Annotated in this window: 22 protein-coding genes, 6 tRNA genes and 2 pseudogenes; 18 read left to right on the top strand and 12 right to left on the bottom strand. The window is 66.6% G+C overall.

Annotation, left to right across the window (positions count from 1 at the left end; translation table 11 throughout):
• The first annotated feature begins 38 nt into the window (after positions 1 to 38).
• The 4 genes from ACOOGH_RS11590 (at position 39) to ACOOGH_RS11575 (ending at position 5,421) form a co-directional block, all read left to right on the top strand.
• A complete protein-coding gene (locus tag ACOOGH_RS11590; protein WP_420449060.1) occupies positions 39 to 1,118 on the top strand; it encodes a YncE family protein in 1,080 nt (359 codons plus the stop codon).
• Between the two features lie 102 nt (positions 1,119 to 1,220).
• Entirely contained in the window at positions 1,221 to 2,147 is a 927-nt protein-coding gene (locus ACOOGH_RS11585) for an MBL fold metallo-hydrolase (RefSeq protein WP_420449059.1), read from the top strand.
• Positions 2,148 to 4,955: a 2-oxoglutarate dehydrogenase E1 component gene (locus ACOOGH_RS11580; protein ID WP_420449058.1), complete on the top strand. Its 2,808-nt coding sequence runs from the start codon at positions 2,148 to 2,150 to the stop codon at positions 4,953 to 4,955.
• A gap of 151 nt (positions 4,956 to 5,106) precedes the next feature.
• Positions 5,107 to 5,421, top strand: a complete 315-nt coding sequence (locus ACOOGH_RS11575; RefSeq protein ID WP_420449057.1) for a hypothetical protein — start codon at positions 5,107 to 5,109, stop codon at positions 5,419 to 5,421.
• 17 nt (positions 5,422 to 5,438) lie between these two features.
• On the opposite strand, the gene ACOOGH_RS11570 is transcribed toward ACOOGH_RS11575, so the two are convergent.
• The 7 genes from ACOOGH_RS11570 to ACOOGH_RS11540 form a co-directional block, all read right to left on the bottom strand.
• Positions 5,439 to 5,738, bottom strand: a complete 300-nt coding sequence (locus ACOOGH_RS11570) for a hypothetical protein (protein WP_420449056.1) — start codon at positions 5,736 to 5,738, stop codon at positions 5,439 to 5,441.
• A 151-nt stretch (positions 5,739 to 5,889) separates the two neighbouring features.
• Complete coding sequence (locus ACOOGH_RS11565; protein WP_420449055.1) at positions 5,890 to 7,170, bottom strand: hypothetical protein; 1,281 nt, start codon at positions 7,168 to 7,170, stop codon at positions 5,890 to 5,892.
• On the bottom strand, positions 7,167 to 7,784 hold the full coding sequence (locus ACOOGH_RS11560) for a c-type cytochrome (protein WP_420449054.1): 618 nt from the start codon (positions 7,782 to 7,784) through the stop codon (positions 7,167 to 7,169). The genes ACOOGH_RS11565 and ACOOGH_RS11560 overlap by 4 nt, the downstream gene beginning before the upstream one ends.
• Positions 7,781 to 8,290: a DUF3341 domain-containing protein gene (locus tag ACOOGH_RS11555; protein WP_420449053.1), complete on the bottom strand. Its 510-nt coding sequence runs from the start codon at positions 8,288 to 8,290 to the stop codon at positions 7,781 to 7,783. Before ACOOGH_RS11555 ends, ACOOGH_RS11560 begins: the two co-directional genes overlap by 4 nt.
• Positions 8,277 to 9,644, bottom strand: coding sequence for an NrfD/PsrC family molybdoenzyme membrane anchor subunit (gene nrfD, locus ACOOGH_RS11550; RefSeq protein ID WP_420449052.1), 1,368 nt, complete (start codon positions 9,642 to 9,644; stop codon positions 8,277 to 8,279). Before nrfD ends, ACOOGH_RS11555 begins: the two co-directional genes overlap by 14 nt.
• A complete protein-coding gene (locus tag ACOOGH_RS11545; RefSeq protein ID WP_420449051.1) occupies positions 9,644 to 12,736 on the bottom strand; it encodes a molybdopterin dinucleotide binding domain-containing protein in 3,093 nt (1,030 codons plus the stop codon). The genes nrfD and ACOOGH_RS11545 overlap by 1 nt, the downstream gene beginning before the upstream one ends.
• Positions 12,724 to 13,533 (bottom strand): cytochrome c3 family protein, encoded by an 810-nt coding sequence (locus tag ACOOGH_RS11540; RefSeq protein ID WP_420449050.1) that lies wholly within the window; start codon positions 13,531 to 13,533, stop codon positions 12,724 to 12,726. The genes ACOOGH_RS11545 and ACOOGH_RS11540 overlap by 13 nt, the downstream gene beginning before the upstream one ends.
• 231 nt (positions 13,534 to 13,764) lie before the next feature.
• Between ACOOGH_RS11540 and ACOOGH_RS11535 the strand changes: the two genes are divergently transcribed.
• From ACOOGH_RS11535 to ACOOGH_RS11480, 12 genes and pseudogenes are all read left to right on the top strand, one after another.
• A tRNA-Val gene (locus ACOOGH_RS11535) sits at positions 13,765 to 13,838 on the top strand.
• A 17-nt stretch (positions 13,839 to 13,855) separates the two neighbouring features.
• Positions 13,856 to 13,930, top strand: a tRNA-Asp gene (locus tag ACOOGH_RS11530).
• Between the two features lie 23 nt (positions 13,931 to 13,953).
• A tRNA-Ala gene (locus ACOOGH_RS11525) sits at positions 13,954 to 14,027 on the top strand.
• A gap of 76 nt (positions 14,028 to 14,103) precedes the next feature.
• Positions 14,104 to 14,175 (top strand) — tRNA-Thr (locus ACOOGH_RS11520).
• A 61-nt stretch (positions 14,176 to 14,236) separates the two neighbouring features.
• A tRNA-Gly gene (locus tag ACOOGH_RS11515) sits at positions 14,237 to 14,309 on the top strand.
• Between the two features lie 76 nt (positions 14,310 to 14,385).
• Positions 14,386 to 14,459 (top strand) — tRNA-Pro (locus tag ACOOGH_RS11510).
• 365 nt (positions 14,460 to 14,824) lie between these two features.
• Positions 14,825 to 15,664 carry a hypothetical protein gene (locus tag ACOOGH_RS11505; protein WP_420449049.1) on the top strand — a complete coding sequence of 280 codons (840 nt, stop codon included), beginning with the start codon at positions 14,825 to 14,827 and terminating at the stop codon, positions 15,662 to 15,664.
• Positions 15,661 to 16,035, top strand: a complete 375-nt coding sequence (locus tag ACOOGH_RS11500; protein WP_420449048.1) for a hypothetical protein — start codon at positions 15,661 to 15,663, stop codon at positions 16,033 to 16,035. Before ACOOGH_RS11505 ends, ACOOGH_RS11500 begins: the two co-directional genes overlap by 4 nt.
• A 204-nt stretch (positions 16,036 to 16,239) precedes the next feature.
• Positions 16,240 to 16,704, top strand: a complete 465-nt coding sequence (locus ACOOGH_RS11495; protein WP_420447245.1) for a transposase — start codon at positions 16,240 to 16,242, stop codon at positions 16,702 to 16,704.
• Positions 16,701 to 17,261 (top strand): DDE-type integrase/transposase/recombinase, encoded by a 561-nt coding sequence (locus tag ACOOGH_RS11490; protein WP_420447246.1) that lies wholly within the window; start codon positions 16,701 to 16,703, stop codon positions 17,259 to 17,261. The genes ACOOGH_RS11495 and ACOOGH_RS11490 overlap by 4 nt, the downstream gene beginning before the upstream one ends.
• Positions 17,262 to 17,309: 48 nt before the next feature.
• Positions 17,310 to 18,542, top strand: a complete 1,233-nt coding sequence (locus ACOOGH_RS11485) for an IS256 family transposase (protein WP_420438216.1) — start codon at positions 17,310 to 17,312, stop codon at positions 18,540 to 18,542.
• A 42-nt stretch (positions 18,543 to 18,584) separates the two neighbouring features.
• A pseudogene (locus ACOOGH_RS11480) lies at positions 18,585 to 19,037 on the top strand (integrase core domain-containing protein); the annotation flags it as partial.
• On the opposite strand, the gene ACOOGH_RS11475 reads toward ACOOGH_RS11480, so the two are convergent.
• Complete coding sequence (locus ACOOGH_RS11475) at positions 19,029 to 20,063, bottom strand: hypothetical protein (protein ID WP_420449047.1); 1,035 nt, start codon at positions 20,061 to 20,063, stop codon at positions 19,029 to 19,031. The pseudogene ACOOGH_RS11480 and the gene ACOOGH_RS11475 overlap by 9 nt on opposite strands.
• Before the next feature lie 79 nt (positions 20,064 to 20,142).
• Positions 20,143 to 20,598 carry a TIR domain-containing protein gene (locus tag ACOOGH_RS11470; RefSeq protein ID WP_420449046.1) on the bottom strand — a complete coding sequence of 152 codons (456 nt, stop codon included), beginning with the start codon at positions 20,596 to 20,598 and terminating at the stop codon, positions 20,143 to 20,145.
• A gap of 700 nt (positions 20,599 to 21,298) precedes the next feature.
• Here ACOOGH_RS11470 and ACOOGH_RS11465 point away from each other — a divergent pair.
• Positions 21,299 to 21,712, top strand: a complete 414-nt coding sequence (locus ACOOGH_RS11465; RefSeq protein ID WP_420449045.1) for a hypothetical protein — start codon at positions 21,299 to 21,301, stop codon at positions 21,710 to 21,712.
• Between the two features lie 400 nt (positions 21,713 to 22,112).
• The gene (locus ACOOGH_RS11460) at positions 22,113 to 22,613 is read left to right on the top strand and encodes a TIR domain-containing protein (protein WP_420449044.1); all 501 of its coding nucleotides are present in this window, start codon (positions 22,113 to 22,115) and stop codon (positions 22,611 to 22,613) included.
• Between the two features lie 93 nt (positions 22,614 to 22,706).
• Here ACOOGH_RS11460 and ACOOGH_RS11455 read toward each other — a convergent pair whose 3' ends face one another.
• The 3 genes and pseudogenes from ACOOGH_RS11455 to ACOOGH_RS11445 form a co-directional block, all read right to left on the bottom strand.
• Positions 22,707 to 23,504, bottom strand: a complete 798-nt coding sequence (locus tag ACOOGH_RS11455) for an iron-sulfur cluster loop (protein ID WP_420449043.1) — start codon at positions 23,502 to 23,504, stop codon at positions 22,707 to 22,709.
• 185 nt (positions 23,505 to 23,689) lie between these two features.
• Positions 23,690 to 24,869 (bottom strand): annotated as a pseudogene (locus ACOOGH_RS11450) (IS3 family transposase).
• Positions 24,796 to 25,911 carry a hypothetical protein gene (locus ACOOGH_RS11445; protein WP_420449042.1) on the bottom strand — a complete coding sequence of 372 codons (1,116 nt, stop codon included), beginning with the start codon at positions 25,909 to 25,911 and terminating at the stop codon, positions 24,796 to 24,798. Before ACOOGH_RS11445 ends, ACOOGH_RS11450 begins: the two are co-directional and overlap by 74 nt.
• Positions 25,912 to 26,100: the final 189 nt, after the last annotated feature.

The following is a 26,100-nucleotide window of genomic DNA, read 5'->3' as shown; positions in this document are numbered from 1 at the left end:
CAAGAGTTCCGGCGCTTCGGCCGGAGGAGGAGAACGGCATGTTCCGAGTCTGTCGGAGAACGGTCGGGGGGTCGCTGGGGGCGCTGATACTCGCCGCGGGCGTGGGAGTCGGCCTCTGCACTCCCGGCCCCGCCGCGGCGCAGGATCACACGATCATCGCCCTCAGCCACGACGACTTCACGGCCTACGAGATCGATCCGGCGACCGGCCGCATCGTCCACCAATTCACGGCCGAGAACCAGCCGCATGAAGCGGTGGTGAGTCCCGATGGCGGCACGATCTTCGTGGCGATCCCCCGCGAGCCGGCCTACGTCGTGATCCTGGACGCGGAGACCTTCGAGGAGAAGGGGCGGATCGAGTCGGAGTACTTCCAGCGAACTCCGGATATGCGGCCGTACGGGTCCGAGCTGATCGCCAACCGCTCGGCTCTCCCGCACGGGGTCGCGCTCAACCGGGACGGGACGAAGCTCTACGTGGGCGTGGAGTGGGCCGAGGTGCCCGGCCTCGTCGTCTACGACGTGGCGCGCGGTGAGGTGGCGGGGAAGATCGACCTGCTCCTCGAAGGCGGGCACTTCCTCGCGACCGACCGGCGGACCGACAAGCTGTACTACCCGCACCGCGACGATGACCGGGTCGTCGTGATCGACACGCGCACGGACGAGATCGTCAAGATCATCGATGTCGCCGGCGGCCCGGTCGGCGTCGACTTCACGCCCGACGGGGAGGCGTGGGTGCATTCCGACTACGACGGCACCGTCACGGTCATCGACACCTCGAGCGACGAGGTCGTGGCGACGATCGACACCGGCGGCTGGGGCGCCGGCCGCATCGCGGTCTCACCCGACGGGCGATACGCGGCGTCCACCCGAAACGACACGGAGAACGTAGCCATCATCGATGTCGCGAAGCGGGAGGTGGCGGGTTACGTCACGCTCGGCCCGGGTCCCGGTTTCCCGCTCTTCTCACCCGATAGCAAGAGGCTCTATGTGATGGTGCGCGGAAGAGGAGAGGTCGCGGTCATCGACCTGAAGGCGGACGGTTCGGGCGCCATTGCGGCCCGCTATCCCGCGGGGGTGACTCCGTTTGGCGGCACGCTGCTGCCGAAGGGTTCCAACTGAGAGAAGACCGAAGTTGGCATTGATTCAGGCATGACCCCATCTTCGGGCGCCCGGCGGTACGCGTCCGGCGCTACACGGCGTCAGCATTCAGGAGTGCATCCCATGAAAGCTCGATCTCTGTTCCTCGCGACACTGTGCACCGGTCTCTTCTCCACCCCCGCCCTCGCGCAGCGTGATTTCTCGGCTGTCCAGATCGAAGCGACGCACGTCGCCGGCAGCGTCTGGATGCTGGTCGGGAGCGGCGGCAACATCGGCGTGTCCTCGGGCCCCGACGGAGTGTTGATGGTCGACGACCAGTTCGCGCCGCTGGCGGACAAGATTCGCGACGCGCTGCGCGAGGTGGGACAGTCGGAGGAGGCCGCGGAGCCGCAGTTCCTCCTCAACACCCATTTCCACGGCGATCACACGGGCGGGAATGTCGAGTTCGGGGACGCCTCCACCATCGTCGCGCACACGAACGTGCGGACGAGGCTGGTGGCGGGCGGATCGCCCGAGGTGGCCCTGCCCGTCGTCACCTTCGATGACGCGGTTTCCATCCACTTCAACGGCGAGGAAATCCGGGCCTTCCACATCCCGCACGGACACACGGACGGGGACGCGCTCATCTACTTCACCGGCTCGAACGTCCTCCACATGGGCGACGACTTCTTCGCCGGCCGCTTCCCCTTCGTCGACATCGACAACGGCGGCAGCGTGGAAGGGCTCGCAAGCGGGATCTCGGGGGTGCTGGACAACGTGCCCGCGGATATCGACATCATCCCCGGCCACGGCCCGCTCTCCTCTGTCGACGACCTGCGGACGTACCACCGCATGATCACCGAGACGATCGCAATGGTGCGCGGCAAGATCGACGCGGGGATGAGCAGCGAAGAGGTCCAGGGCGAGGGCGTCGCCGAGGAGTGGGCGGACTGGGGCGCCGGGTTCATCTCGACGGAACGCTGGCTCGACACCGTGCACCGCAGCCTTTCCGGCGCGGCGGGCGCCGAGGATGTCGAGCACGGCCACGGCACCGGCGCCGGACACCGTTAGGTGAGCGAGGACGGGGGCCGCTCCGCCGACGAGCGCGGCTGGGTCGCGGACGGCTACAACGCGGGGTACGCGGAGGGGCTGGTCGAACGGACGTTCCGCGACCGGGGCGTGATCCCGCCCCCGCTGGCCGGCTGGGATCCATCCGCCGGAGCGGTCGTTGAAGCGCCCCCGAGGATAGTCGTTCCTCCTCCCCCCGCTCCTCCACCGCCCGCACCCACGCCTGCCGAGGCGGAGGTCGTGGCGACGGAGGACCTGCGCCTCGCCGCCATCGCCGGGGCGCTCGTCGAGGCCTACCGGGCCTACGGGCACCTCGGGGCGCGCATCGACCCGCTCCGCTCCGAGCCTCCGAGGCACCCCCTGCTGGAGCCGGAATACCACGGCATCCGCCGCGAGGAACTCGCGCGCGTGCCCGCCTCCGCCGTCTGGCTCAAGCACCTGGGCAACAACGCCGCCGAGGTCATCGACCGCCTCGAGGAGATCTACTGCGGCCCCATCGGCTACGAACTCGATCAGATGGAGAACCCGACCCAGCGCGACTGGCTCGTGGACTACATCGAGTCGCACCGCCACCGGCTCCTCATGAGCCGCGTGCGGGCGCAGGCGTGCCTCGAGTGGCTGACCCGCGTGGAAGGGCTCGAAACTTTCCTGCACCGCACCTACCTCGGGAAGAAGCGCTTCTCCGTCGAGGGACTCGACATGCTCGTGCCCATGATGCGGGGGATCATCGGGAGCGCCGGGCGGCGCGGGGCGCGGCAGGTGTTCGTGGGGATGGCGCACCGCGGGCGCCTGAACGTGCTGGCCCACGTCATGGGACTGTCCTACGAGTCGATCGTGGCCGAATTCGAGGAACAGGCCGCGCGCGGCATCATGACCGCCCTCCCGGAGCATGGTTCCGGCGACGTCAAGTACCACGTCGGAGGCCGGTCGCAGGTCGCGGAGGACGAGGTCGAACTGGACGTGCGGCTCGCCCCCAACCCGAGCCACCTCGAGCATGTGAACCCCGTCGTGCTCGGCATGGCCCGGGCGGCGCGCTTCACCGGCGAGGCCTCCGACTCCTCGGCGATCCTCCCCATCATCATCCACGGCGACGCCTCCTTCGCCGGACAGGGGGTCGTGGCGGAGACGCTGAACCTGTGCCGGCTGCGGGCCTACGAGACGGGCGGCACGCTCCACATCATCACGAACAACCAGCTCGGCTTCACCACGCTGCCCGGCGACAGCCGCTCGACCCGTTACGCGAGCGACCTGGCGCTCGGCTTCCGCCTCCCCGTCGTGCATGTGAACGCCGACGATCCCGAGGCCTGCATGGCCGCCGTGCGGCTCGCCATCGACTACCGCTTCGAGTTCGGAGAGGACCTGGTCATCGATCTCGTGGGCTACCGGCGCTACGGGCACAACGAAGGGGACGAACCCTCGTATACCCAGCCCATGATGTACGAACGGGTCGCCTCGCACCCGCGCGTGCGCGCCCAGTTTGCGGATGTCGTCGTCGAGCGGGGGCTCCTCTCCCGCGACGAGGTCGACACCATGGCCGCGGACGTGAACGCCGAACTCGAGGCGGCGAGGGGGACGATCGCCGCGCACAAGGAAGCGGACGCACAGGGGGGAACGGCGCCGGACCCGAAGCGGCTCATGGATCCGGCGGAACCGGCGCGGCCGACCGGCATTCCGGAGGCGCGGCTGCGCCAACTCAACGAGGCGATCCACCGCTGGCCCGACGATTTCACCCCCTTCCAGAAGCTCGGGCGACAGCTGGAACGACGCCGGGCCGCGCTGGATGCGGGGATCGACTGGGGGCATGCCGAAGCGCTCGCGCTGGCGGGCCTGCTCACCGAGGGCGTCCCCGTGCGCCTCACCGGCGAGGACACCGAGCGCGGCACGTTCAGCCACCGCCACCTCGTGCTGCACGACGCCGAGGACGGGCGCCCCTACACGCCCATGGCCCACCTTGATGATGGGCAGGCGGCGTTCAGGATCGCGAACAGTCCCCTGTCCGAGATCGCCACGCTCGGCTTCGAGTACGGCTTCTCCACCATCGCCGCCAACGCGCTCGTCATGTGGGAGGCGCAGTTCGGCGACTTCGCCAACGTCGGACAGGCGATCATCGACCAGTTCATCGTGTCGGGCCGCACCAAGTGGGGACTGGAGTCGCGGCTCGTCCTGCTCCTTCCGCACGGCTACGAGGGGCAGGGGCCGGAGCACTCGAGCGCCCGGCTGGAGCGTTTCCTGCAACTTGCCGCCGAGGGCAACATCCGCGTCGCGAACTGCACGACGCCCGCGCAGTTTTTCCACGCCCTGCGCTGGCAGGCGCTGCGCGCGACCTGTCGCCCCCTCATCGTGATGACGCCCAAGAGCCTGCTGCGCCATCCGCGGGCCCGCTCCACGATCGGAGACCTCACTGGCGGCGCCTTCCGCCCGGTCCTCCCGGACCCCGACTTCAAGGCCGATCCGTCGCGCGTGAGCCGGATCGTCGTGTGCAGCGGCAAGGTCTACTTCGACCTCCTCGCCGAGGCTCCCCCCGCGCACGACATCCCGATCCTGCGCGTGGAACAGCCGTATCCCTTCCCGGCCGAGGAACTGGCCGCGGCCCTGGCCCCGTATCCCCGCGAGGCGGAGATCTGCTGGGTACAGGAAGAGCCGGAAAACATGGGCGCCTGGACGTCCGTGCGCCCGCACCTGCGCGAACTCATCGGCCGCGAGCCGCTCTACATCGGCCGCCCCGAGCGCGCCAGCCCGGCGGAGGGCTATTTCGGCAAGCACATGCGGCGCCAGCGCCTCCTCCTCCGCACCGCGCTGCGTCTGGACTGAGACGCGCGTGACGAGCCGCCTGGCTTGAAACCGCCGACCGCTTGATAGCACCTTGATCTGCAGCTGGAGGTTCGTGGGATCGAGGCTTGGGCCGGTGGGCCGCTTGCCGCACGGAACCTCCAACGGGAGTCGTCAGAGGATGGGGCTGGATGTGATCATCGCGCTCGTTACCATATTCGTGGCTATCGTCGGCGTTGGCGTCGCGCTGGCTGGGCTCACGCGCAAGCTCGGAGACGACATCAAGGGCGTGCGCGACGAGCTGCAAACCGACATCAAAGGCGTGCGCGGTGAGATGGCGACCATGCGCGCCGAGCTTCGAGGCGACATCAAGGGTGTGCGGGCCGAACTCGTCGGCCGAATCGACGCGGTCGCCGCCGAACTGACCAGGACGCGCATAGCGGTGGCCAGGATCGAGGGCAGCGTGTTGGGCGTTCCGCTACCCGACACCGGTACGGATCCGGCCTGACCGGCCAGTCTGGAAGGTCAGCGGATCCGGGTCTGGATCGTCCGCTTCATGTCGGAGAGTTCGGAGACCACCTTCTGGTGGAGTACGCCGAGGGCCCGGCTGTTGCCGTCCTCCTCGGAGTCGGAGAGTTCTTCCAGGCGCGTCTTCGCTCCATCGTACTTGCGCTCCAGCCGGTCGATCATGGCCATGATCTGCACTTTTCGGCCGGCGCGGGCCTCCCGGAGCTTCACCCTCAGCTCCTCGGCCCCTTCGCGGTACTTCTCGACCGTCGCGGTCGTCCGCTGCAGCATCTGCTCGTAGTTGTCGGAAAGCTCCATCCAAACCGCCTCGGTCAAGAACTGCGCGGTGCGACGCCACGCCACACCGGCATGGTTCGCACCGTCACCTCATACTGTCAGCATTTGAAAATAGAGGCCGGAGGCCGGCCGGGGCACCCCCTGTCCTTCGCGGGCGGTGCCGGGCGACGGCTTACGGCCCGCGGCCGGGACTCCCCAGCGCGATCGTCTCGCGCATCGGGACCTTCGGGAAGGTCGTCGAGTAGGCGCTGTAGGCGAGCGCGAACAGGCCGAGGAAGCCGACCGAGATCATCGCTTCGGGCACGCCGAGCGGCAGTCCCTCCCCGTGCCAGATCGACGGCGCCACCATGTTCCAGCGTTCGACCCAGAAGCCGAGCAGGATCAGCGAGCCGACGAAGGCCAGCCAGCGCGAGCTCATCTTCGGGCTCCGCCCCAGCAGGAAAGGGAAGGGGAGCGCGAAGATGAGCACCATCTGGAGCCAGAACATCCAGCCGAAGGCGCCCGTCGAGCGCGGCATGAAGAAGTTCGCTTCGCGCGGGATGTTGCCGTACCAGATCACGAGATACTGGGCGAACCAGAGGTAGGTCCAGAACGCGACGAAGGCGAACGTCAGCTTGCCGAGATCGTGGAAATCGTACTTCCCCCACAGCTGGATCCCGCCGGCCCGTCCGTTGGTTCGGTGGGCCACGATCGCCACGAGCGCCAGCATGCCGAGCCAGCCGCCGATGAAGTAGTACGGCCCCCACACCATGCTCATGAAGCCCGGCGTGAGCGACATCCCGAAGTCGAACGACAGGAGCGAGAAGACGATGGCCCAGCTCAGGATCAGCACGGCGGACAAGCGGCCGATCCGGCTCCGGCAGCGCTCGACCTCGACCTCGTCTCCCCGCCAGCCGCGGGCGAAGAGGGAGATCACGGCCCTGCGCCAGCCCCGATTCTCCGCGGCGACCAGCGGCGCGTCGGCCCGGATCGAGTAGAACAGCCACACGAAGGCGAGCAGGTAGAGCACAGCGAGCAGCACTCCGTTCCGCAGGAAGACGCCCTCGAGCGTCAGCCAGTCGCGGTTCAGGTGCGATGTCTCCACGGGTCCGATCCAGGGGAAGACGTGCTCGGCCCCGAGCCGGAGCGTGAAGAAGAGGGCAAGGGAGATGGGGAGGAAGGCGCCCGCGGCCTCGGCCAACCGGCGGAATTTCTTGCCCCAGTGCCCCTTCGCCACCTGGAGGACGGCTCCGAACACGACGCCCGCCATCGAGATCGCCGTCCAGAAGAGGAAGTTCGACCACACGCTCATCCAGGCACGCTGGGCGTCCCCGCCCACCGTGGTCATGAAGCCCACGGCCCCGACCGCGACCGCCGCTAGCCACACGGCGAGCCACAGCATCGGAATGCGGCCGCTGATCGTCTTCAGCGCCTCGCCCGTGGTGAGCGTCGGACGGCCGTCGTCGCCGCTCACTGACCCCCACCCGTGCCGGGCGTCTCGCCCGCTTCGGTCGCCGCCGCTTCGGCCGCCGCCTCAGCCTCGGCCGCCGCCGCTTCCTCGGCCATCGCTTCGGCCTGCAGTTGCCGCACGTACGCGACCAGGTACCAGCGGTCCATGGCCGGGATCCGCCGGTAGGCCGGCATCAGCCCGCGGCCGTTCCCGATCATGCCCCAGATGTAGCCGTCCGTGTACCCGCGCGTGAGTTCGCCGCGGATGTTGAGCAGGGGGATGTCCGGGATCCGGTTCTGTCCTACGACCGAGCCGTCGCCCGCCCCCGTCACGCCGTGGCAGGGAGTGCAGAACTGGCTGTACAGCTCCGCGCCCCGGGCCAGGTCGGCCTCGGTGCCCGCGAGCGGGCTGACGAGCATGGTGTCGGCCGCCATCAGGTCGTACGTGCGCTCGCCGTCGATCGGCATCGTGCCGGGCACCGGCGTGCGCGCCCGCTCCTCGAAAGCCTCCACCGAGGGCTGCCAGGACATCGTGTTGAAGAACGGCGTGCGCTGCTCCAGATGCTTGATCTGGTCGTCGCAGGCGCCCAGCGCGAAGGCGGCCAGCACCCCGGCGACCGCGGCGGTCCGGCGGGTCATTCCTGCACCTCCACGTCCACGGCGGCGGTCTCCCGCACCAGCGCTTCGGCGGCGGCGCTGCCCTCGCCGTTGGCCGGAACGAAGATGCCCCAGCGGTCGACCGAGAAGGACGTGCGATACGCCGGATCGAGCTTGATCACCGGCCGCCTCGTGTGCACGAGCAGCGCGACCAGGCCGAAGATCCCCGTCAGCAGCACCGTGAGCTCGAACATGAAAATGACGAACGGGGGCAGCGACACGAGCGGCTTGCCCTGCGTGACGAGCGGATAGGCCAGCGACGTGCCCGCCGTGAGCAGCAGCCCGAGCGTGCAGCCGGTGATCGCGCCCGTCAGCGCCCACACCCGCACCGGCGAGGAGTGGATGTCCATCGCCTCCTCGATCTCCGGCGACGGAATCGGCGAGAAGACCTCGATGTCCCGGTGGCCCGCCTCCCGCAGCCGCGCGATCGCGTCGAGCGTGCCGGGCAGCGTGTCGTACTGCCCCAGAACGCCGCTACTCATTGTCATCCCCGGGGTCATCCGCGTGTGCGTGCGCGTGTTCGTGCGCGAGGTGTTCCTTCACCTCGGCGATCGAGATCACCGGCAGGCTGCGCGAGAAGAGCAGGAACCAGAAGAAGAACCAGCAGAAGCTGCCGACGAGAATCGACATCTCCACCCAACTGGGCGTGTACAGGCCCCAGCCCCCCGGTTCGTACTCGTGGGCGAGCGAGGTGACGATGATGACGAAGCGCTCGTACCACATCCCGATGTTGACGAAGATCGTGAGCGTGAACAGGGCCGGCAGCGTCGTGCGCACCTTCTTGAACCAGAGCGCCTGCGGCACGACGACGTTGCAGAACACCATGACCCAGAAGGGCAGGGCATAGGCTCCCATCGCCCGCCAGCGGAAGCTCTCGATCTCGATCGGATCCGCCGAGTAGTAGGCGAGGAAGAACTCAGTCCCGTACGAGAAGCCGACGATGAGCGACGTCAGGAGGACCAGCTTCGCCATGTTCTCGAAGTGGTTCTCGGTGATGTACGCCTCGAGACCGAACGCCCAGCGCAGCGGGATCATGATCGTGATCACGAGGGCGACCCCGCTGAAGATCGCGCCGGCCACGAAGTAGGGGGCGAAGATCGTAGAGTGCCACCCCGGCACGATCGAGAGCGCGAAGTCCCACGAGACCACGGAGTGCACCGACAGCACCAGCGGCGTCGCGATCCCCGCCATGTAGAGGTAGATGCGGCGGTAGTGCCGCCACTCGCTCACCGTCCCCTGCCAGCCGAGCGAGAACGCGCCGTAGATCTTGTACATCCAGCCCTTCGCCCGGTCGCGCAGCACGGCGAAATCGGGGATGAGGCCGGTGTACCAGAAGAGCGCCGAAATCGTGAGGTACGTCGAGACCGCGAACACGTCCATCACGAGCGGCGACCGGAAATCCGGCCAGATCTGCCGCTGCGACGGGTACGGCATCAGGTAGTAGAAGTACCAGACGCGACCCAGGTGGATGAGGGGGAAGAGCCCCGCCGTCATCACCGCGAAGATCGTCATCGCCTCCGCGGTCCGGTTGATCGTCGTGCGCCAGCCGGAACGGAAGAGATAGAGGATGGCGGAGATCAGCGTCCCGGAGTGGGCGATCCCTACCCAGAAGACGAAGGTCGTGATGTAGACGCCCCAGAAGACGGGGTGGGTGATGCCCGCGACGCCAATGCCGGCCCCGATCTGGTAGAACCAGGCCCCGAACATGAGGGCGAGACCCGCGGCCGCGACCCCGAGCACGAGGTAGAAGCGCTTCTCCGGCATCGCGATCGGCCGCGTGATGTCGCGGTTCGCGTCGGCCAGCGTCGGGTGGGCGGGCACCCGCTTCTCCGCGGTGGCCATCAGTGCGCCTCTTCGCCTTCTCCGGCCGCCGCCGGCTCACCGTGCCCGCCGGCCGCCATGTGCTTGTGCGTGACGTCCTCGAGATAGGTGACGGCGGGGCGGACCCCGAGTTCTCCGAGCGCGTGGTAGCCGCGGGCGCTCTTCGCCTTGCGGGAGACCTCGCTCTCCGGATCCTTGAGGTTGCCGAAGGTGATCGCGTTCGACGGACAGCTGGACTGGCAGGCGGTCGTCACCTCGCCGTCCATCACGGTCCGATCCTCGTCCTTGGCGTCGATCTTCGCCTTGTTGATCCGGTGCACGCACATCGTGCACTTCTCCATCACCCCCACCTCGCGGACGGTGATGTCCGGGTTGAGCTGGAGGTTCAGGGGCCAGGCGAAGGCTCCGCCCTCGCCGCGGCCGCGCTCGCTGTCGTGGTTGAACCAGTTGAAGCGCCGGACCTTGTAGGGGCAGTTGTTCGCGCAGTAGCGCGTGCCCACGCAGCGGTTGTAGACCTGGACGTTGAGCCCCTCGGGGCTGTGGTACGTCGCGTACACCGGGCACACCGGCTCGCACGGCGCGTCGCCGCAGTGCTGGCACAGCATCGGCTGCTGCACCGTCTGGAACCCGCCGTCTTCCGTCTCCTCCTCGAAGCGGTGGATCCGCATCCACGACATCTCGCGCCGCAGGGCCGCCTGCTCCTCGCCCACGGTGGGGATGTTGTTCTCGGAGTAGCAGGAGGTGACGCAGGCGCCGCAGCCGGTGCAGGAGTTGAGGTCGATGACCATGCCCCAGCGGTACGGGCTGTTCGGATCCGAGTCCCACGCGGCCTCGACCAATTCGACGAGGTCGATGTCGTGGGCTTCGATCTCGTGCAGCGCGTCGTCCACGTTCATGGCGTGGACGATTTCGCGGTCGAGGTCGTCGGTGGAGCCCTGCGTGATGACGAGCCGGGCGCTCTCCCCGGTGGCCGTGACGTCGACCGCCGTCCCGGCGTATGCCAACGCGCCGGAGCCGGGGTCCGCGCTCGCCGCGAGCAGGTCCAGCGGGTTCACGCCGCGGCCGCGCGCGTTGCGGCCGTATTCCGTGTGCCCCTGTCCGAGCGGGATCGCCACCGTGTCGGGGCGGATGCCTCGGTACACGTAGACCGGGGCCTCGATGGCGCCCTGGGCGGACTCGACGCGGACGACATCGCCGCGGTCGACGCCGAGTTCGGCCGCCATGTCGGGGTGCATCTCCACCCACGAGGTCCACACGGCCTTGGTGATCGCGTCGGGCTGCTCCTGCATCCACGAGCGGTTCGCGCCCCGGCCGTCGTAGAACTGCGCCGTCGGATAGACGACGAGTTGCGTGCCGGAGGGCGCCTGCGGGAGCGCGAAGCCGCCGGCTCCGCCCGCGGGTGCCTCGTCGGCGCCAGCGTCCTCGTCCGCGCCGGCCGTCCACGCGTCGGCCGTGGCGCCACCCCGCCGGAGGGCGTCGAGCCACGCCGGGTCGCCGCCGAGCCGCTCGGTCCAGGTGTTCCGCAGCACGGTCGCGTAGTCCGCCGCGCTGAAGGCGCCGCCCTGTCCCGCCGCGTTCGCGACGTCGAGCAGCAGGTCTTCGCGCTGGCGCGTGTCGAACACCGGGTGCATGAGAGGCTGTCCCAGCGCCATCGCGCCGTCCGCCAGCTCCGCGTCGCACCACGACTCGAGCGCGTGGTGGCACGGGAGCACCCAGCCGCAGGCCGCCGCCGTCTCATCGAGGTGCGGGCCGATCGCGACCGTGTTCGCCACGTTCGCCAGCGCCTCCGCGAACCCGGCCGCGGCGGGGAGCGCGTAGCCCGGGTTGCACCCGGCGACGATCAGCGTCCGCACCTGCCCGGCCCGCATGCGCCCGATGAGCGCTTGCATGTCCGCGAAGCTCGCCGATGTGCCCTCGGGCGCGCCGCTCCCCGGGAGGACCCGGGTGCCGACCGCGCCCAGTACCTGGTTGAGCGCCGCGACCGCTTGGTGCGCCTGCCGCGCATCCGCGCCCTGCGACTCGAGCCCCGGCGGAATCGCGACCGCGCTCTCGGCGGCGGCGAGTTCCTCCCCGAGCGCGCGAATCGCATCGGCCGAAACGCCCGCGGCCTCCGCGGCCGCCTCCGGCGACACGCTCGCCGCGCCGTCCGGAAGCGCCGCGCCTCGCGCCGTGGCCACGACGCCGGCGACAGCGAGCGCCACGGCGCCCTCCGTGCCCGCGCGCGCTTCGATCCACTCGTCCGCGTTGGCGCCCGTCAGCGAGAGGCGCGGGCCGACGAAGGTGAACTTCGCGTGGTGATGGGCCTCGATGTCGCGCGCCGCCGCGAAGCCCGCCGACATCTGCGTCGGAGCGAGCCACGTGCCGAGGAAGTCGGCCCCGAAGCAGACGACCTTATCGGCCGAGGAGAGGTCGAAGCGCGGCATGCCCGCGCCGCCGCTCACGTCCGCCGTGCCCGCGGCCAGCGCATCGTTCGAGAACGGCTCCCACGCGATGTGTTCCACCCCCATCACGCGCGCCCAGTCGGCGATGAAGCGGCCCGTCGTGCCCGTCACCCGTCCGGTGAGGAGCACCCCGCCCCCGACGCGCACCGCATTCGTGAGCGCCGCCGTCGCATCTTCCCAGTTCGCGAACTGGAAGGGAGGCGCTCCCTCCTCGGTCGACGGATTTCGCTGCAGCGGCTGGCTCACGCGATCCGGATCGTAGAGGTCCTGGAGCGTGGAGTGCGTCAGCGACGACAGGCCGTTCGTGCCGCCCCCGAACCGGGCGTTGGGGCTCAGGCCGAGGACGCGGCCGTCACGCACCTGCGCGTGCACCGGCACCGGCTCCGGCCCCGCGTCCGGCAGCACCGTCGCGTAGGTGTCGGAAACGCCCGGTGTGATCCCCTCTTCCTCGACCAGGTGCGGGATGAGCTTGTCGGCGAAGTCCGGCGGGCCGCAGGCCGCCATCGTCGCCGCACCGGCGCCGGACGTCCCCAGCACCTTCAGGAAGCGGCGCCGTGATGTCCCCGTCCCGTTCGACGTCGCCCCGTTCAGGGCCTCCGGCTCGGGTGCGCCGCCGCCGGAGCAGTTCCCGTTACAGCCGCAGCCGCCGTTGCCCCCGTCTAGAAGTGACATGCCGCGCAATCCGTGGGGGCCCTGGTCCGGCCGTAATCGGTATCGATGTCCCTCGGGTAGAACCCTTCAGGCTGACGAGGCGCCGGCGCCCGTGGCGGCGGGTTGTCCCGCGCCAACGTGTAATCGGTCGCGAAGTCAGCCTCGGACGGCGCCTGGCGGTGGCACTCGAGGCACCATCCCATCGTCAGCGGCGCCCACTGGTAGACCCGGTCCATCTCCTCGACCGGCCCGTGGCAGTCCTGGCACTCGAGGTTCCGCAGGTGCGACTTGTGACTGAACTGCACGAACTCCGGCAGCTTGTACACCCACTCCCACTCGACCGGCTCCCCGCGCGCCTCGTACTCCCTCAACTCCTCGACCGGAGGCAGCCCCGTGCCCGCGATCCTGTGGCACCCCATGCAGACCTCGAGCGAGGGCACGATGCCCGACACCGAGCGCTCCGTCCCCACATGGCAGTACATGCAGTCGATCTGAAGATCGGTGACGTGGAAGCGGTGGTTGAACGGGATCGGCTGCTCGGGTCCGCGGCGGGCGTTCTCGTGGTCGTAGATCGCGCGCCACTGCGCCGGCATCGTCGCGAGATCCTGCTCCAGGGCGAACTGGGCGGCTGCCGCGGCCGTCTCCCCTTCGCCCGCGGCCTGCGGATCCGCACTTTCCTGGACGTGCAGGAACGAGGACGGATCGAGGCTCGCCGCAGCGATCTCGAGTTCGCCGGTTGAAGGCCGGTACAGCGCCAGAGCGGTGGCGCCGAGGGCCGCAGCGAGGACGCCCGCGGCCGCGCGAGAGCTTATCTTCATCCGCCTCTCGGAGGGGGAATCGACGATGTGAGTCGCCCGGCAGCCTCCGCCGGCGGAGGCGCGGGTCGCGAACAAGGTAAAGCCCGTCCCGGTGGATGCAACCGTCTCCCGGGACCGCCCATCCAACGCCCGCCGAAGCACCCGCCAAGGTTGACCGATTCAGGCCGTTCCTTTAGCATTGTGTCGTCCGAGCGGGCTCCCCCCCGGGGTCCGCTCGTCGTGTCTTTCGGAGGGGCCTTAGCTCAGATGGCTAGAGCGCTACGTTGACATCGTAGAGGTCACTGGTTCGAGTCCAGTAGGCCCCATCGAAACGCCGCTACAGGGGGCTGTAGCTCAGCCTGGTTAGAGTGCCGGTCTGTCACACCGGAGGTCGCGGGTTCAAATCCCGTCAGCCCCGTTTCCAAACAACGTGTCGAGCGAGGGGCCGTAGCTCAGTCTGGGAGAGCGCTTGAATCGCACTCAAGAGGTCGCGGGTTCGAGTCCCGCCGGCTCCACTCCCCGTCGCGTCCACCCCCGGCAACCCCCGCGAGACGTCTCGCCAAGGGCGCCCCGGGTAGCGTCCGACGGCTCGCCACCGTAGCTCAGGGGTAGAGCACCGCATTCGTAATGCGGCGGTCGTCGGTTCAAATCCGACCGGTGGCTCTGGCAGCACCCCTCCGCCTTGGCCGGCCCCGCAGGCCGCAAGCCGGAGGGAACAACACAAGCGGGTGTAGCTCAGCTGGTAGAGCGCAACCTTGCCAAGGTTGAGGTCGCCGGTTCGAATCCGGTCACCCGCTCTCGAAAGCCGACTCGCCGCTCCCTTAGCGAGCGCGAGCCCGGCCCCGCGCCTGGCGCGCGGTCCGCAGTACCCCTCGGGGCGTGGCTCAGTCCGGTAGAGCGCTGCGTTCGGGACGCAGAGGTCCCCGGTTCAAATCCGGGCGCCCCGACTAAATTCCCCTGGCCCATCGCGCTGGGCGTACTGTTTCGCCCGACCGGGCTATCCGATAACCCCCCGGATTACGCGGGCCGCCGCAGGCGGTCGTAGCGAAATCCGGGCGCCTCGGCCCGGTCAACGTGCCGCAGTTACATGCCCACCCGTCGACCGCCCCAGCGGTCGCGGTACGCTTGGCCGCCGCATTGTCCCGTTTTGGCTCCTTCTGCGTGGTTGCGTTAGGGTGCTAACCATGACGAGCAAACCCAGTTCCCTTTGAACTCTAGCACGGATCCACGGTAGGGCACGGACATGTCTCGACTTGGCCAAGGGGACCTATCTCTGAGCACTCACCGCGTCGGCTCGGTGTGGGTGCGGGATGTGAAAGCCGAGCGCGCATTTCGCCCGCGCATCAAGCTCTCGGCAGGGTGTGAGATCCGGGAAATATCGGCGAGTGAGACCTTCCCGAAGGGTGCTCGAGGGTTGAGGATCGCCGTTCTGGGCGGCCAGCTACGCTGGGGATCCAAATCCGGCCCGGTAGTCGGGGACCTATCCATTCCGAGGGGCTTAGAGCATCTCCGTTCGGCAACGCACTCCCTAGAGCACCAGTTCACGATGTGCTGTGACGTGCCGCACGATGTCTTGAGTCGTATGGAAGCCGAACGGGGTGGGGCGCCGCCCGTCTTCTGGATGGACTTGGCCGGCTCGTGGATAATAGACGGCGGCATCGAACCCATCCACCAAGCCCCATGGCAGTTTACCGTACCTACCGACATGTGGCTCGCGTTCTTGGCGGCATCCGGCTATGAGGAGTTCGATGTAGTCGAGCTCCGGTGGGTCTTGAAGGAAGGCGGGAGCCTTAAGGCCGCAATAGACCACCTGAACGCAGCACGTAGGTTGGTTTCGAGCGACCCTCCCAGGGCGGTCGGGATCTGCCGCCTGGTGATCGAAGCCTCGGAACAGGCACTGAAGGATCGAGGGTATGGCAAGATCCCCGAGCATCTGACGGCCTGTACCGACAAGCGACGCGGCAAGGAATACAGCAGCATCGTTTCTTCTCTCAAGCAGCTGGCCAGCCTGGACCACCACCATTTCGGACAGGACAGCGCGTTCACTCGCCCCGAAGCCTTGGCTCTCGTGAGACTCTGCGAGGCGCTGCTTCTCATGCTTGGTGAATTGACGCGAACACCAACAGCGAAGCGGGACGAAGGGGAAGCATGAGTACGATACTTCAGGTAGCCGGACTGTTCGTTGCTGCCATCGCGGCGGTCGCAGCCTATCTGTTGGTCAGAATAGCCTCAGATCCGCATGTGATTGTCTACGTACGACACGATGCGGAGAGCCGGGTCAGCCTCCTGCTCATCATGATCGAGAACGTTGGGAGAGGTGTGGCCCACAACGTCAAATTCAAGCTGTCCAGGGACATCCCGAAATTCGTAGCGGGAATAAAGCCCACGGGTAAGAAGACGGAACGTATAGAAAGCATGAGCGACGGGGCGTTGGTTACGGGAATACCCTACCTTGCGCCAGGAGAAAGCCGAACCATCGCATGGGGGCAATACGGTGGGCTTCTTGGAGTTGCCCCGCTTTGACGGACACCTATCCATTGGGGTCAAGCAAGGAGGTGTCCTATGGCGGGCCGGCAGGGGCGGTATCCGTCCGAGTACAGGGAGCGGCTGGTGGAACTGGCGAGGAGCGGGCGTCCCTCTCTGCCAACCTCGGTGAGGCATTCGCTACCTTGGAGATTACTGAAGGAGGGCGAAGGGTGGAGAACGATGGACGGAGAGAGGAATGGGATGACATCGTCGAAGATGGAGGAGGTGACCCCGGGACGCGAGGAGCGTAGCGACGAGCGGCACGGGGTCACGGCCGCGGCCCGCCCGCCGGCGCCGGATCCGGAGGTTGCGGCGAAGGCGACGAGGCGGCGCTTCACCGCGGCGTACAAGCTGTCGATCGTTGAGGAGGCGGACGCCTGCGAGACGCCGGGGGAGATTGGAGCGTTGCTGCGGCGCGAGGGACTGTACAGTTCGCACCTCTCGATGTGGAGGAAGGCGGCGCGGGAGGGGTCGCTGCGGGGGCTGGCGAAGAGACGCGGACCGAAGCCCTCGGGCGGGAAGCGGGAGGCGAGGAAGGTGCAGACGCTGGAGCGGGAGGTTGCGCGGTTGCGCGAGGAACTCCGCAAGGCGCGCATCATCATCGATGTCCAGGGAAAAGTTGCGGGGCTGCTGGGCGTGAGCCCCGGGGACGGGAAGCGCTCTTGAGCGCGGCCGGAGGCTTGGCCGGGCACGTGGGCGTACGCGCGGCGTGCGAGGCCCTCGGGGTCGCGCGCGCCACGTTCTACCGTCGCCGGAGGCCGAAGACCGGGCAGCGGCAGCCCCGGCCGGCTCCTGCCCGGGCCCTGGACGCGACGGAGCGGGCGGAGGTCTTCCGTGTGCTGTGCTCGCCGCGCTTCGCCGACCGCGCGCCGGCGGAAGTGTACGCGACGCTGCTGGACGAGGGCGTCTATCTGTGTTCGGAGCGGACGATGTACCGGATCCTGGCCGGGAAGGAGGCGGTTCGGGAGCGGCGGGCGCAGCGCAGCCATCCCAACCACCCGAAGCCCGAGGTGGTGGCCAGGGCACCCAACGAGGTGTGGTCCTGGGACATCACCCGGCTGCTGGGGCCGGAGAAGTGGCGGTACTTCCATCTGTACGTGATCCTGGACATCTACAGCCGCTACGCCACCGGATGGATGGTGGCGGAGCGGGAGACCGCGGGGCTGGCCGGACACTTGATCGGGGAGACGTGTCTCAAGCACGGTGTGCGGGGAGTGTGCTGATTTCTGTGTAAATGGCCATGGAGTAGACTCTGGAAGCGGGAGGAGACCATGGCGAGGAAGAAGGATGCGACGGAGCGGGAGGTAGACGAGCTTCTCGACAGCCTGCTGGAGGGCCGCAGCCCGGAAGAGATCATGGGCGGAGGCGGTCTTCTGGAGGCGCTGACGAAGCGGGTGGTGGAGCGGGCGCTGGAGGGAGAGCTCACCGACCACCTGGGCTACGAGAAGCACGCGAGAGAGGGCCGCAACGGCGGCAACTCGCGCAACGGCCGTACGCGGAAGCGAGTGAAGACGGACACGTCGGAGTTCGAGATCGAGGTGCCTCGGGACCGTGATTCGACGTTCGACCCGAAGTTCGTCAGGAAGGGCCAGCGTCGGCTGGGCGGGTTCGACGAGAAGGTGATCGCGCTGTACGCGCGGGGCATGACGACGCGGGAGATCCAGGGTCACCTGAAGGAGCTGTACAAGGTGGAGGTCTCACCGTCGCTGATCTCGGCGGTGACCGACGCGGTCCTGGAGGACGTGAAGGCGTGGCAGGGCCGGCCGTTGGATACGGTGTACCCGATCGTGTATCTGGACGCGATCCACGTGAAGGTGCGTTCCCGGGGCCACGTCCGGACGCACGCGGTCTACCTTGCCCTGGCCCTGACGCTCGAGGGCAACAAGGAGCTGTTGGGGCTGTGGGTGGGCGAAGCGGAGGGGGCGAAGTTCTGGCTCTCGGTCCTCACCGAACTCAAGAACCGGGGGGTCGAGGACATCCTGATCGCAGCGATCGACGGCCTCAAGGGCTTTCCCGAGGCGATCGAGTCGGTGTTCCCGAAGACGCAGGTCCAGCTCTGCATCGTGCATCTGGTGCGCGGCTCGCTCCGGTTCGTCGCCTGGAAGGAGCGCAAGGCGGTCGCCAGGGACTTGCGGGCCATCTACAGGGCTCCGAGCCTGGAGGCGGCCGAGACGGCGCTGGAGGCCTTTTCTCAGCGCTGGGACGAGCGCTTCCCCATGATCAGCCGGAAGTGGCGGGCGAACTGGGCGAACCTGACCCCGTTCTTCGATTATCCGCCCGAGATCCGCAAGGTCATGTACACGACGAACGCGATCGAGGCCCTGAACGCGCAGCTCACGAAGGTGACGAGGAAGCGCGGCGCGTTCCCAACCCCGGAGGCGGTCAGGAAAGTGCTGTACCTTGCGATCGAGAGGGCGTCACAGCGCTGGACCCGGCCCGTTCAGGACTGGACCGGCGCCCTGAACCACCTGTCGATCGTGTTCGAGGGCCGAGTGCCCGTATGAGTGCGAGGGCCATTTACACAGAAAATCTGACAGTCCCCTCCCATGACGGCCAAGTGCACGGCGCAGCTCCTGGCCGACCTGGGCGTCACCCAGTCGCTGAGTCGTCCCCGGGTCTCGAACGACAATCCCTACTCGGAAGCGCAGTTCAAGACCGTAAAGTACCACCCGGGCTTCCCGGGCCGGTTCGCCGACATCGAGGAGGCGAAGGACTTTTGCCGCACCTTCTTCCAATGGTACAACACCGAACACCGCCACGGCGGCATCGGCCTGCTCACGCCCCGGCAAGTCCACCTCGGCCGCGCCCCCGAGGTGATCGCGCACCGGCAGAACGTGCTGGCCGCGGCCTACGCCGCCCGCCCCGACCGCTTCGTGGGAGGCCCGCCGAGGGCCGCCGAACTCCCGGACGAAGTCTGGATCAACCGCGCACTCCCCATCACGTCGGCCAACGCCGCAGGACCGGCCGCCGGCGGGGAAATGGAGGGCTCACTAAACTGAATCGGCAAGTGTCTCACAATCGTTGGCAGGTTCCGCCCTGACGATCTCATCGTAGGCTCTCTCGCACTCCGGCAAGCCTGCCCGTCGTGTCAGATAGCATGCGATCATGGTCTGATTGCGCTTCACTTGGGCGCCGAACGAGAGGCCCCAGCCTCCGAACCCTGATCCTTCGACCAACACGTAGACGCTCGGGTCTTCCGAAAGTTGAGGCACCTCGGGCTCAGGATCGTCAAAGGCGAAGTCTTTCAGCACTGCCCGCCAGAATCGCTCGTTCTCGTCCTCCATCGGGGATGGTTCATGCTCTTCAATCGGGTGGTCGTCGGGCTCCTCCAGAATCGTCTTGCGAATGAGAACCGTGCGGGGGATGAGTTCGGTCCGTGCCAGGACGCGCGGCTGGATGATCAGATCTTCTCCGTCCGCACGACGGAACACGGCAGCCTCGACGAGCGCGAGATTGAAGCGGAGTCCGCTGTGTTCCTGCACGTAGGAGACGATGTCCTCGACGCCCTCCCGGATTCCGTCGCCAATAATCAGGAGCAGAAACTCGCCGCGCTTGAGCCGGCGAGCGACGTTGTCGACGAAAGCCTGCTCTTGCACGCCGCCGTGCGCGTCGGAAACGATGTCAAATGGCGACCGCTTGGTGCGGTTTCTAACGGCTCGTTCCAGGTCGTCGTAGTCCCAGGACGCGAGTACACGGGCGTAATCGAGGATCTGCCCGACCACCTCTCTGCGCGCGCCCGGGTTCCTCCAGAGCTTGAACTCGGCAAGAATGATCCTCCCGGTCGGCGTCAGGTATAAAGCGTCAGCGGACCCCGCCCGCGTGGCGAGTTCCATGCAGACCGGGACCGGATCGACGTACGCTGGGTCGATCCCGCCGAGCGGCAGGATGTCCGCGTGCCGGAACAGGACTTCCTGCAGGCGGCCCTCGTCGATGGGACCCTCGCCTCCAGCGGATGCAACGGGCATGTGCTGCCAGGTTGTTCTCGCGGTGAGATCCTTGCTCAGCTGGACGAGCTTTCCGTACATCTGGTGCCTTTCGTTAGGGTCAAGCCGACTTGGCCACAATCGACCCTAGCCTAGATCTTCGCGAAATATGACGGCGCCTTCAGTGACCTGCCTGCTTGGCCGCTTCCTCGACCCAGTCGCCTAGATTATCGTATCCCTTGTCTTTATTCCATAGATAGTCCGCATACTCCGCGGGTAACATCCAGCCACAGCGGGTGGTTGTCTTTCTCTGGAGGTTCTTGATCTTGCTGACGTCGATCTCCAGAAGCCCGTTCCCTCTGTCGATGCTATGGTCTATTTCGTACTTGACCCATTTTCGGTTACAGGTCTTGGATCCTATCAGGACGACGGTTACTGTCGTCCCCTTCATCTGCTTATTGATCCAGTTCTTGAGCGCTTTCTCGCCCTTCTTCTTGACGGCCTCAAAGTCGGCCTTGTCGACGAAGCGAGCGGCCTCTTGCCCCCCCTTGGTGACCCAGCTATTGCGGACCACCATGGCCCGGTCGACGTCCTCGTCGTAGTGGAAGCTGAAAAATACCTTGCGATACTTTGCCATCGGCGTGGCCTCGTTCTTGGGGTTAGGCGGAATGACGGATTAGTAATGTCGCGCCGACCAGTAGCGCACTCAAAATAGACGCAAATCAAGATCTTTGAGCAGGCGGCAACCGAGGGTACGTTTCCCATGCGGTAACGTCAAGCTCTCCGCCGCCCAGACCCGTCTGGCTGATGAGTTGCGGGCGCGGCCTTGGGCCCGTTTCGTTCCGAACTTGCGAGGCGGTCGCGTGGGCGGGCGATCGTGTGGCGATGGATCTGGTCCCGCGAGCGACGTGCTGGATGGAACCGCCTCGAACCACCCCGCCGTGATCTTCCACCTTTCAGCTTCGAGAAAGGCGCAGTGGCAATGGGTAATCGGACTGGTGACGCGAAGAATTGCATTCCGGCGATTCAAGAAATCGAGGAGGGGCGTCTCGGCGCGTGGCGGCTACACGCGTACGCCGGTTGATCAATGGGGCGTTCCGTGGCCGCTGCGGAAGGGCTGGCGAAAGCGGCTACTTGCGGAAGCCGCTCGGCACCATCCGCCCGAATTGCCGGCGAAGCCGGGCTATCTGGTCCGTATTCGCGGGCGAATCGCGCACATATGGGCGGGCCGGGCTCCCCAAGGGAAGGAGCCAATCTGCTCGGAAGGGCTGTTATGGCGCGCGCGGCCGCCGCGTGGAACGCTAGACCCATCGCGCCGAAGTCAGTTATCGTACAGCATGGAACACAAGGTAGCGTACCTGCAGATGATCCAAGCCGTGATCGCGCGTATGGCTAGCAATTCGTTCCTGATCAAGGGGTGGAGCGTCACCCTCGTCGCCGCGCTGTTCGCCTTGGCGGCCGCAGGGACGAACGAACTCTTCGTTTACTTGGCGTATTTCCCGGCCTTCATGTTCTGGGCTCTGGATGCTTTTTTCCTGCGCCAAGAACACCTGTTCCGAGAGCTATGGAATCAGGCCCGCGAGTTGGACGCTGAGATCGACTTCTCAATGGATACCGAGCCGTTCACCGATCAGGTAGACAGCACTTGGAGCGTCGCTCGGTCGCACACGCTGGCGCTGTTTCACGGCACCATCACCGGCACGATCGTAATCGCCATGCTGTTAATGCTGGCTGATAAGCACCTGTGGTAGGAGAAAGACTCCTCGTGCCGAAGAAGCGCGCATTCTTCAGTCTTGACTTCGACGAAGATTAGTGCCTCAAGCATCACATGGTTGGGCAAATGAGGTTGCCCGCTTCACCCTTCGCCGGGGCCGATTGGTCGATGAAGGAAGCTGCGCCGCAGCGGAACTGGGAGCGGGAAGCGGAAGCCAGGATAAAGCGGAGCGATGTCGTTGTCGTGCTCGTATGCCCCAGACCCACAAGGCGCCTGGGGTCCTCAAGGAAGTCGCGATCGCCCGTCGCTTGAGTAAGCCGATCGTTCAGATCATCGGCTACAAGGCCAGTAGCCCGACGCGGGTCCCGAATGCGGGTCGCCTCTTGCGATGGACTTGGCGTAACATGACGTCGGTCCTGGGCTAGGATCGAAGACGCTTGGCTCGGCGCTGCTTCTTCAGCTTCCATTACGAACCGGACAATTCGCGCGCCGCCCAGGTCCGAAACATGGGTATGGTTGACGGAAACCACCCGGTGTCGGACAACTCTTGGGAGAGCATCACGCGAGGTGGAGATAGCGCGATCCGGAAGTGGATCCAAGACCAGCTCTACCGCCGTTCATGCACCGTCGTCCTGGTGGGAACCAACACTGCCGGTCGGAGGTGGATCGACTACGAAATCATCGAGTCCTGGAACCGAGGGATGGGCGTGGTGGGGATCCACATTCACGGCCTGAAAAACCTCGACCGCAGAATCTCCAGGAGGGGGCCCAATCCCTTCGCCCACATCGGCTATGGGGCGAGCGACACGAAGCTCTCGTCGATCGTGAAATGCTATAATCCACAGGGCACCAACAGCAGGGATCGTTACGCGTGGATCAAGAAGTACCTGGCGGGTGCTGTTGAAGAGGCTATCCGAATAAGGAACAATCACTACTGACGCGCATCGTCCCGGCCGAGGACCGAGAACTCCACGCTGCTTCGGCTCGTCGGGCAAACAAGGTGGACACCCACCGTGCAGTCGCGCTCAAGTTCACGATCCAGCCGTGGAGTGCGCCGTGACTCCGTCCCTCGGGCACACCGATCTCATGTAGCACTTGTGGCAATCGGGCGGGCGCCGTACGTGACACCAAGTCTTGCCGACACGCCATGCTGGCCAGTCGATTTCCCCCGGCCACTCTGGACTGAGTTCGCGAGCGCGCAGCGGGAGCCGGAGTTTCTGCTTGTTCTTGGTCGAGCTTAGCGGGCTGTGTTCGAGCCTGCCCAGAAGGCCCAGTCGCTCAAACACCCGCAGGACGTGGGTATCGACCGCAATGTCGGGCATGGGCGCCGCGAGTTCGATGTCGAAATCGCGAATCAGGATGTTCACGGCCATGTTGGCGATCTTCAGGCCCACACCGTCAAAGGCCAGGAACCGCCTAGCCACCGCAGCGCCGCTGCTCCCGTCGGCCCAGATACGTGATGCGTCCCCGCCGTACCTGTTCCCGATGTGTCGGATGGCCGCGGGAAGCAATTGTTCCAGCTCGGTGGCCAGCCAGTGGCCGGACGACGCGAGTGCGGAGGCCCACACGTTCTTCGGAAGGCTCAGCAGCGTGTCGAAGTCGAAGCCCGAGGCGGCCTCACGGATCGCGTGTGGAAGACTCCAGACGATGTTGGCTTCCGTTTGCCGATCCGCGATACAGGCCAGCACGAACGCGTGCGGGTAACGCTCGAGGTCGTTCACGAGGGCGCGCGCGTCGTTCTCGATGTCGATGCCGCTGACGCCGCCCTTCCGTTCGAGCGAATCCGCCCCCAACCGCTTCAGACAGGAGACGACGCGGTCTGCCGACACGTCTGTAACCATAGATCGTCACTCCATTGGCGTTACCGCGGCACTGGGTTGTGCATCACGGCGAATCTGGAGCTGTCCCGCTTTCACGGACGGTTAGTTTCTGTGGTTGATCGTCTCGGGCTCTTCTCCTTTCGGCCTCTCTCAGGCGCTCGGGAGAGGACGTCCGTGCGCGCCGCCGGTGCGCCTCAGGCCGCATGGTTCCTCTCGTAGTCTGCCGGCGACTCGTAGCCGAGTGCGGAGTGCAGCCGCCGGGTGTTGTAGAAGCCCTCGATGAAGCCGAAGACCTCCCGTCGCGCCTCGTCCGCCGTGCGGAAGGAGCGCTTCCAGATCAGCTCGCACTCGAGCGTCGCGAAGAACGACTCGCACATGGCGTTGTCGTACGCATCGCCCGCCGAGCCCATGGACTGGGCGATGCCCGACTCGCGACAGCGCTCCCCGAAGGCGAGCGAGGTGTACTGCGAGCCCCTGTCGGAGTGATGGACGATGCGCCCCCGGGGACGACGGCGCGCGAGGGCCATCGACAGCGCGGCCTCGACGAGTTCGGTCCGCATGTGCGTCGCCATGGCCCAGCCGACGACGCGACGGCTCCAGACGTCGAGCACAACGGCCAGGTACAGCCAGCCCGCCCAAGTGGGCACATACGTGATGTCGGCCACCCACAGCTCGTCGGGCCCGGAGGCCGAGAAGTCCCGCCTCACCAGGTCCGGCGCGGGCCGGGCCTCGGTGTCCCTCTTCGTCGTCGCCGTCTTGAAACGCCGCCTGGTCGCGCCCTCGATCCCCAAGCCCCTCATCAGCCGCCCCACGCGCTTCTGGCCCACCCGCTCGCCCTCGGCCCTGAGCGTCGCGTGGATCCGCGGACGGCCGTACGTCTCGCCGCTCCCGGTCCAGATCGCCCCGATCCGCGCCTCGAGTTGCGCGTCCCGCCGCGCGCGGTCCGAGGCAGGACGCTTGAGCCAGTCGTAGTAGCCGCTGGGGGAGAGACCCAGCACCCGGCACATGGCCCGAAGCGGAAACTCGGCCCGGTGCGCCTTCATGAACGCGTACCCCCGCCGGGGATCGATCCGCTCTCCTGCGCGGGGCACCGCCGCGCAGCGGTGGTCAGGCCGCGGCTTTTTTTAGGATGTCCCGCTCCATCCTGAGCCGCTTGTTCTCACGCTCCAGGCGCCGCAGTTCGTTGCGCGCCTCCGTCGTCAGCCCGTCGCTACGGAACCCCTCGTCCACGTCCGCCCGCCGGACCCAGTTCCGGATCGTCTGCTCCGACGGATCGAACTCCCGGGCGAGTGACGCGGCGCTACGCCCGCTCCTCGCCAGTTCCACCAGCCGCTCCCTGTACTCGGACGGATACCGCCCCTGCCGGCCCGCCATAGGACACCTCCTTGCTTGACCCCAATGGATAGGTGTCCGTCAAAGCGGGGCAACTCCAATCTTCCACCACGACCACGACGGGCGCTCCAGTGGTCGCTTCGACGACAACGAAGCCCATCCCACACAAATCCTTGCTCAAGCACCGGTCTTCCTTCAGCGCTTCCAAGAGTTCGGCCGATGGGCTGAGGTCATCCATTCGCATGAGGCGGAACTCCATCTTCCCGGCAACCTTCGCTCCCCCCTCGATCAACGCTCTCCGTACTTCCGGCGGTTGTCCACCGAAGAATCGTCTATGCCGTTTGATCTCATGGATGAGCTTGTCGCCCCACACGCGGCACCAGGCACTCGATCCGTTCGCCATCACGCCCCACCCGACCGGCCCAATAGCCTTGCCTCCGATCTCAGTGACATGATTGAGGTGACGCTGCCTTAGGGACTGCTTCTCTTGGTCCGTAAGTCTGTCTCCCGCTACGCCACGAAGCTCGTGGTGTTCGACCAGCGCGGGCCAATTGGAGTGGACGATGCGCAGGAGGTCTTGCCGAACCCATCCGAGCCGCTCGGGGTCATCGTGCCTTCTGACGTCCACGAAATACGCCGCGTCGTCCGCGGTGATCGCGAACAGCAAGTGATCTGATCGTTCCACGAACGTCGCACGGTCGTCGAGGAGCCTGCAGAGATGGAAATGGTGCATGCCGAAGTCCCACAACATCCCGTCTTTACTCGTTGCCTTCGCGACTCCCTTGCTAAGGAATCGCGTGACCTCCTCGCCCCTAGCCAAGCAGTTCCGGAGAGTGAAGACGGTTCGCCACGCTGCTAGTGCCTTTCCCCTCTCGTCTGGATCCGTTTCTCGCACGAGCCTTCCCAGCGAGGCGTGGATCTCTTCAGAAAAATGCACCTCGCGCGGTCTTGGAATGATCCGCCTGATTCGAGTTTCGCAATAGAGGGCAGCCAACTCTCGGGGATCCCCACCCCCGTCATAGGCAATTCCATCTTCCCGGAAACACCCGCGCACGATGTCGATCAAGTCAGCCAGGAAGTCCATGTCGCTCCGTGTTTCCTCGACTGACGAGCATCGGCTCCCGTTCCGCGATCTCAGCCTCGACCACCCAAGCTTCCAGCTTGCTCAATCTCTCAGCGGAAGCGTTCCTGAACGGTCCTCGTCCCCAAGTGCCTCGGACCTAGGCTTGGCACCATAACACCGCACCGCTCCCTACGGATCGCGCCACGGTTG

Source organism: Candidatus Palauibacter sp. (assembly GCF_965213655.1).
Classification (GTDB): Bacteria; Gemmatimonadota; Gemmatimonadetes; order Palauibacterales; family Palauibacteraceae; genus Palauibacter.
Note: the sequence above shows the minus strand (reverse complement) of the source record. Positions and strands in the feature narration are given on the sequence as shown.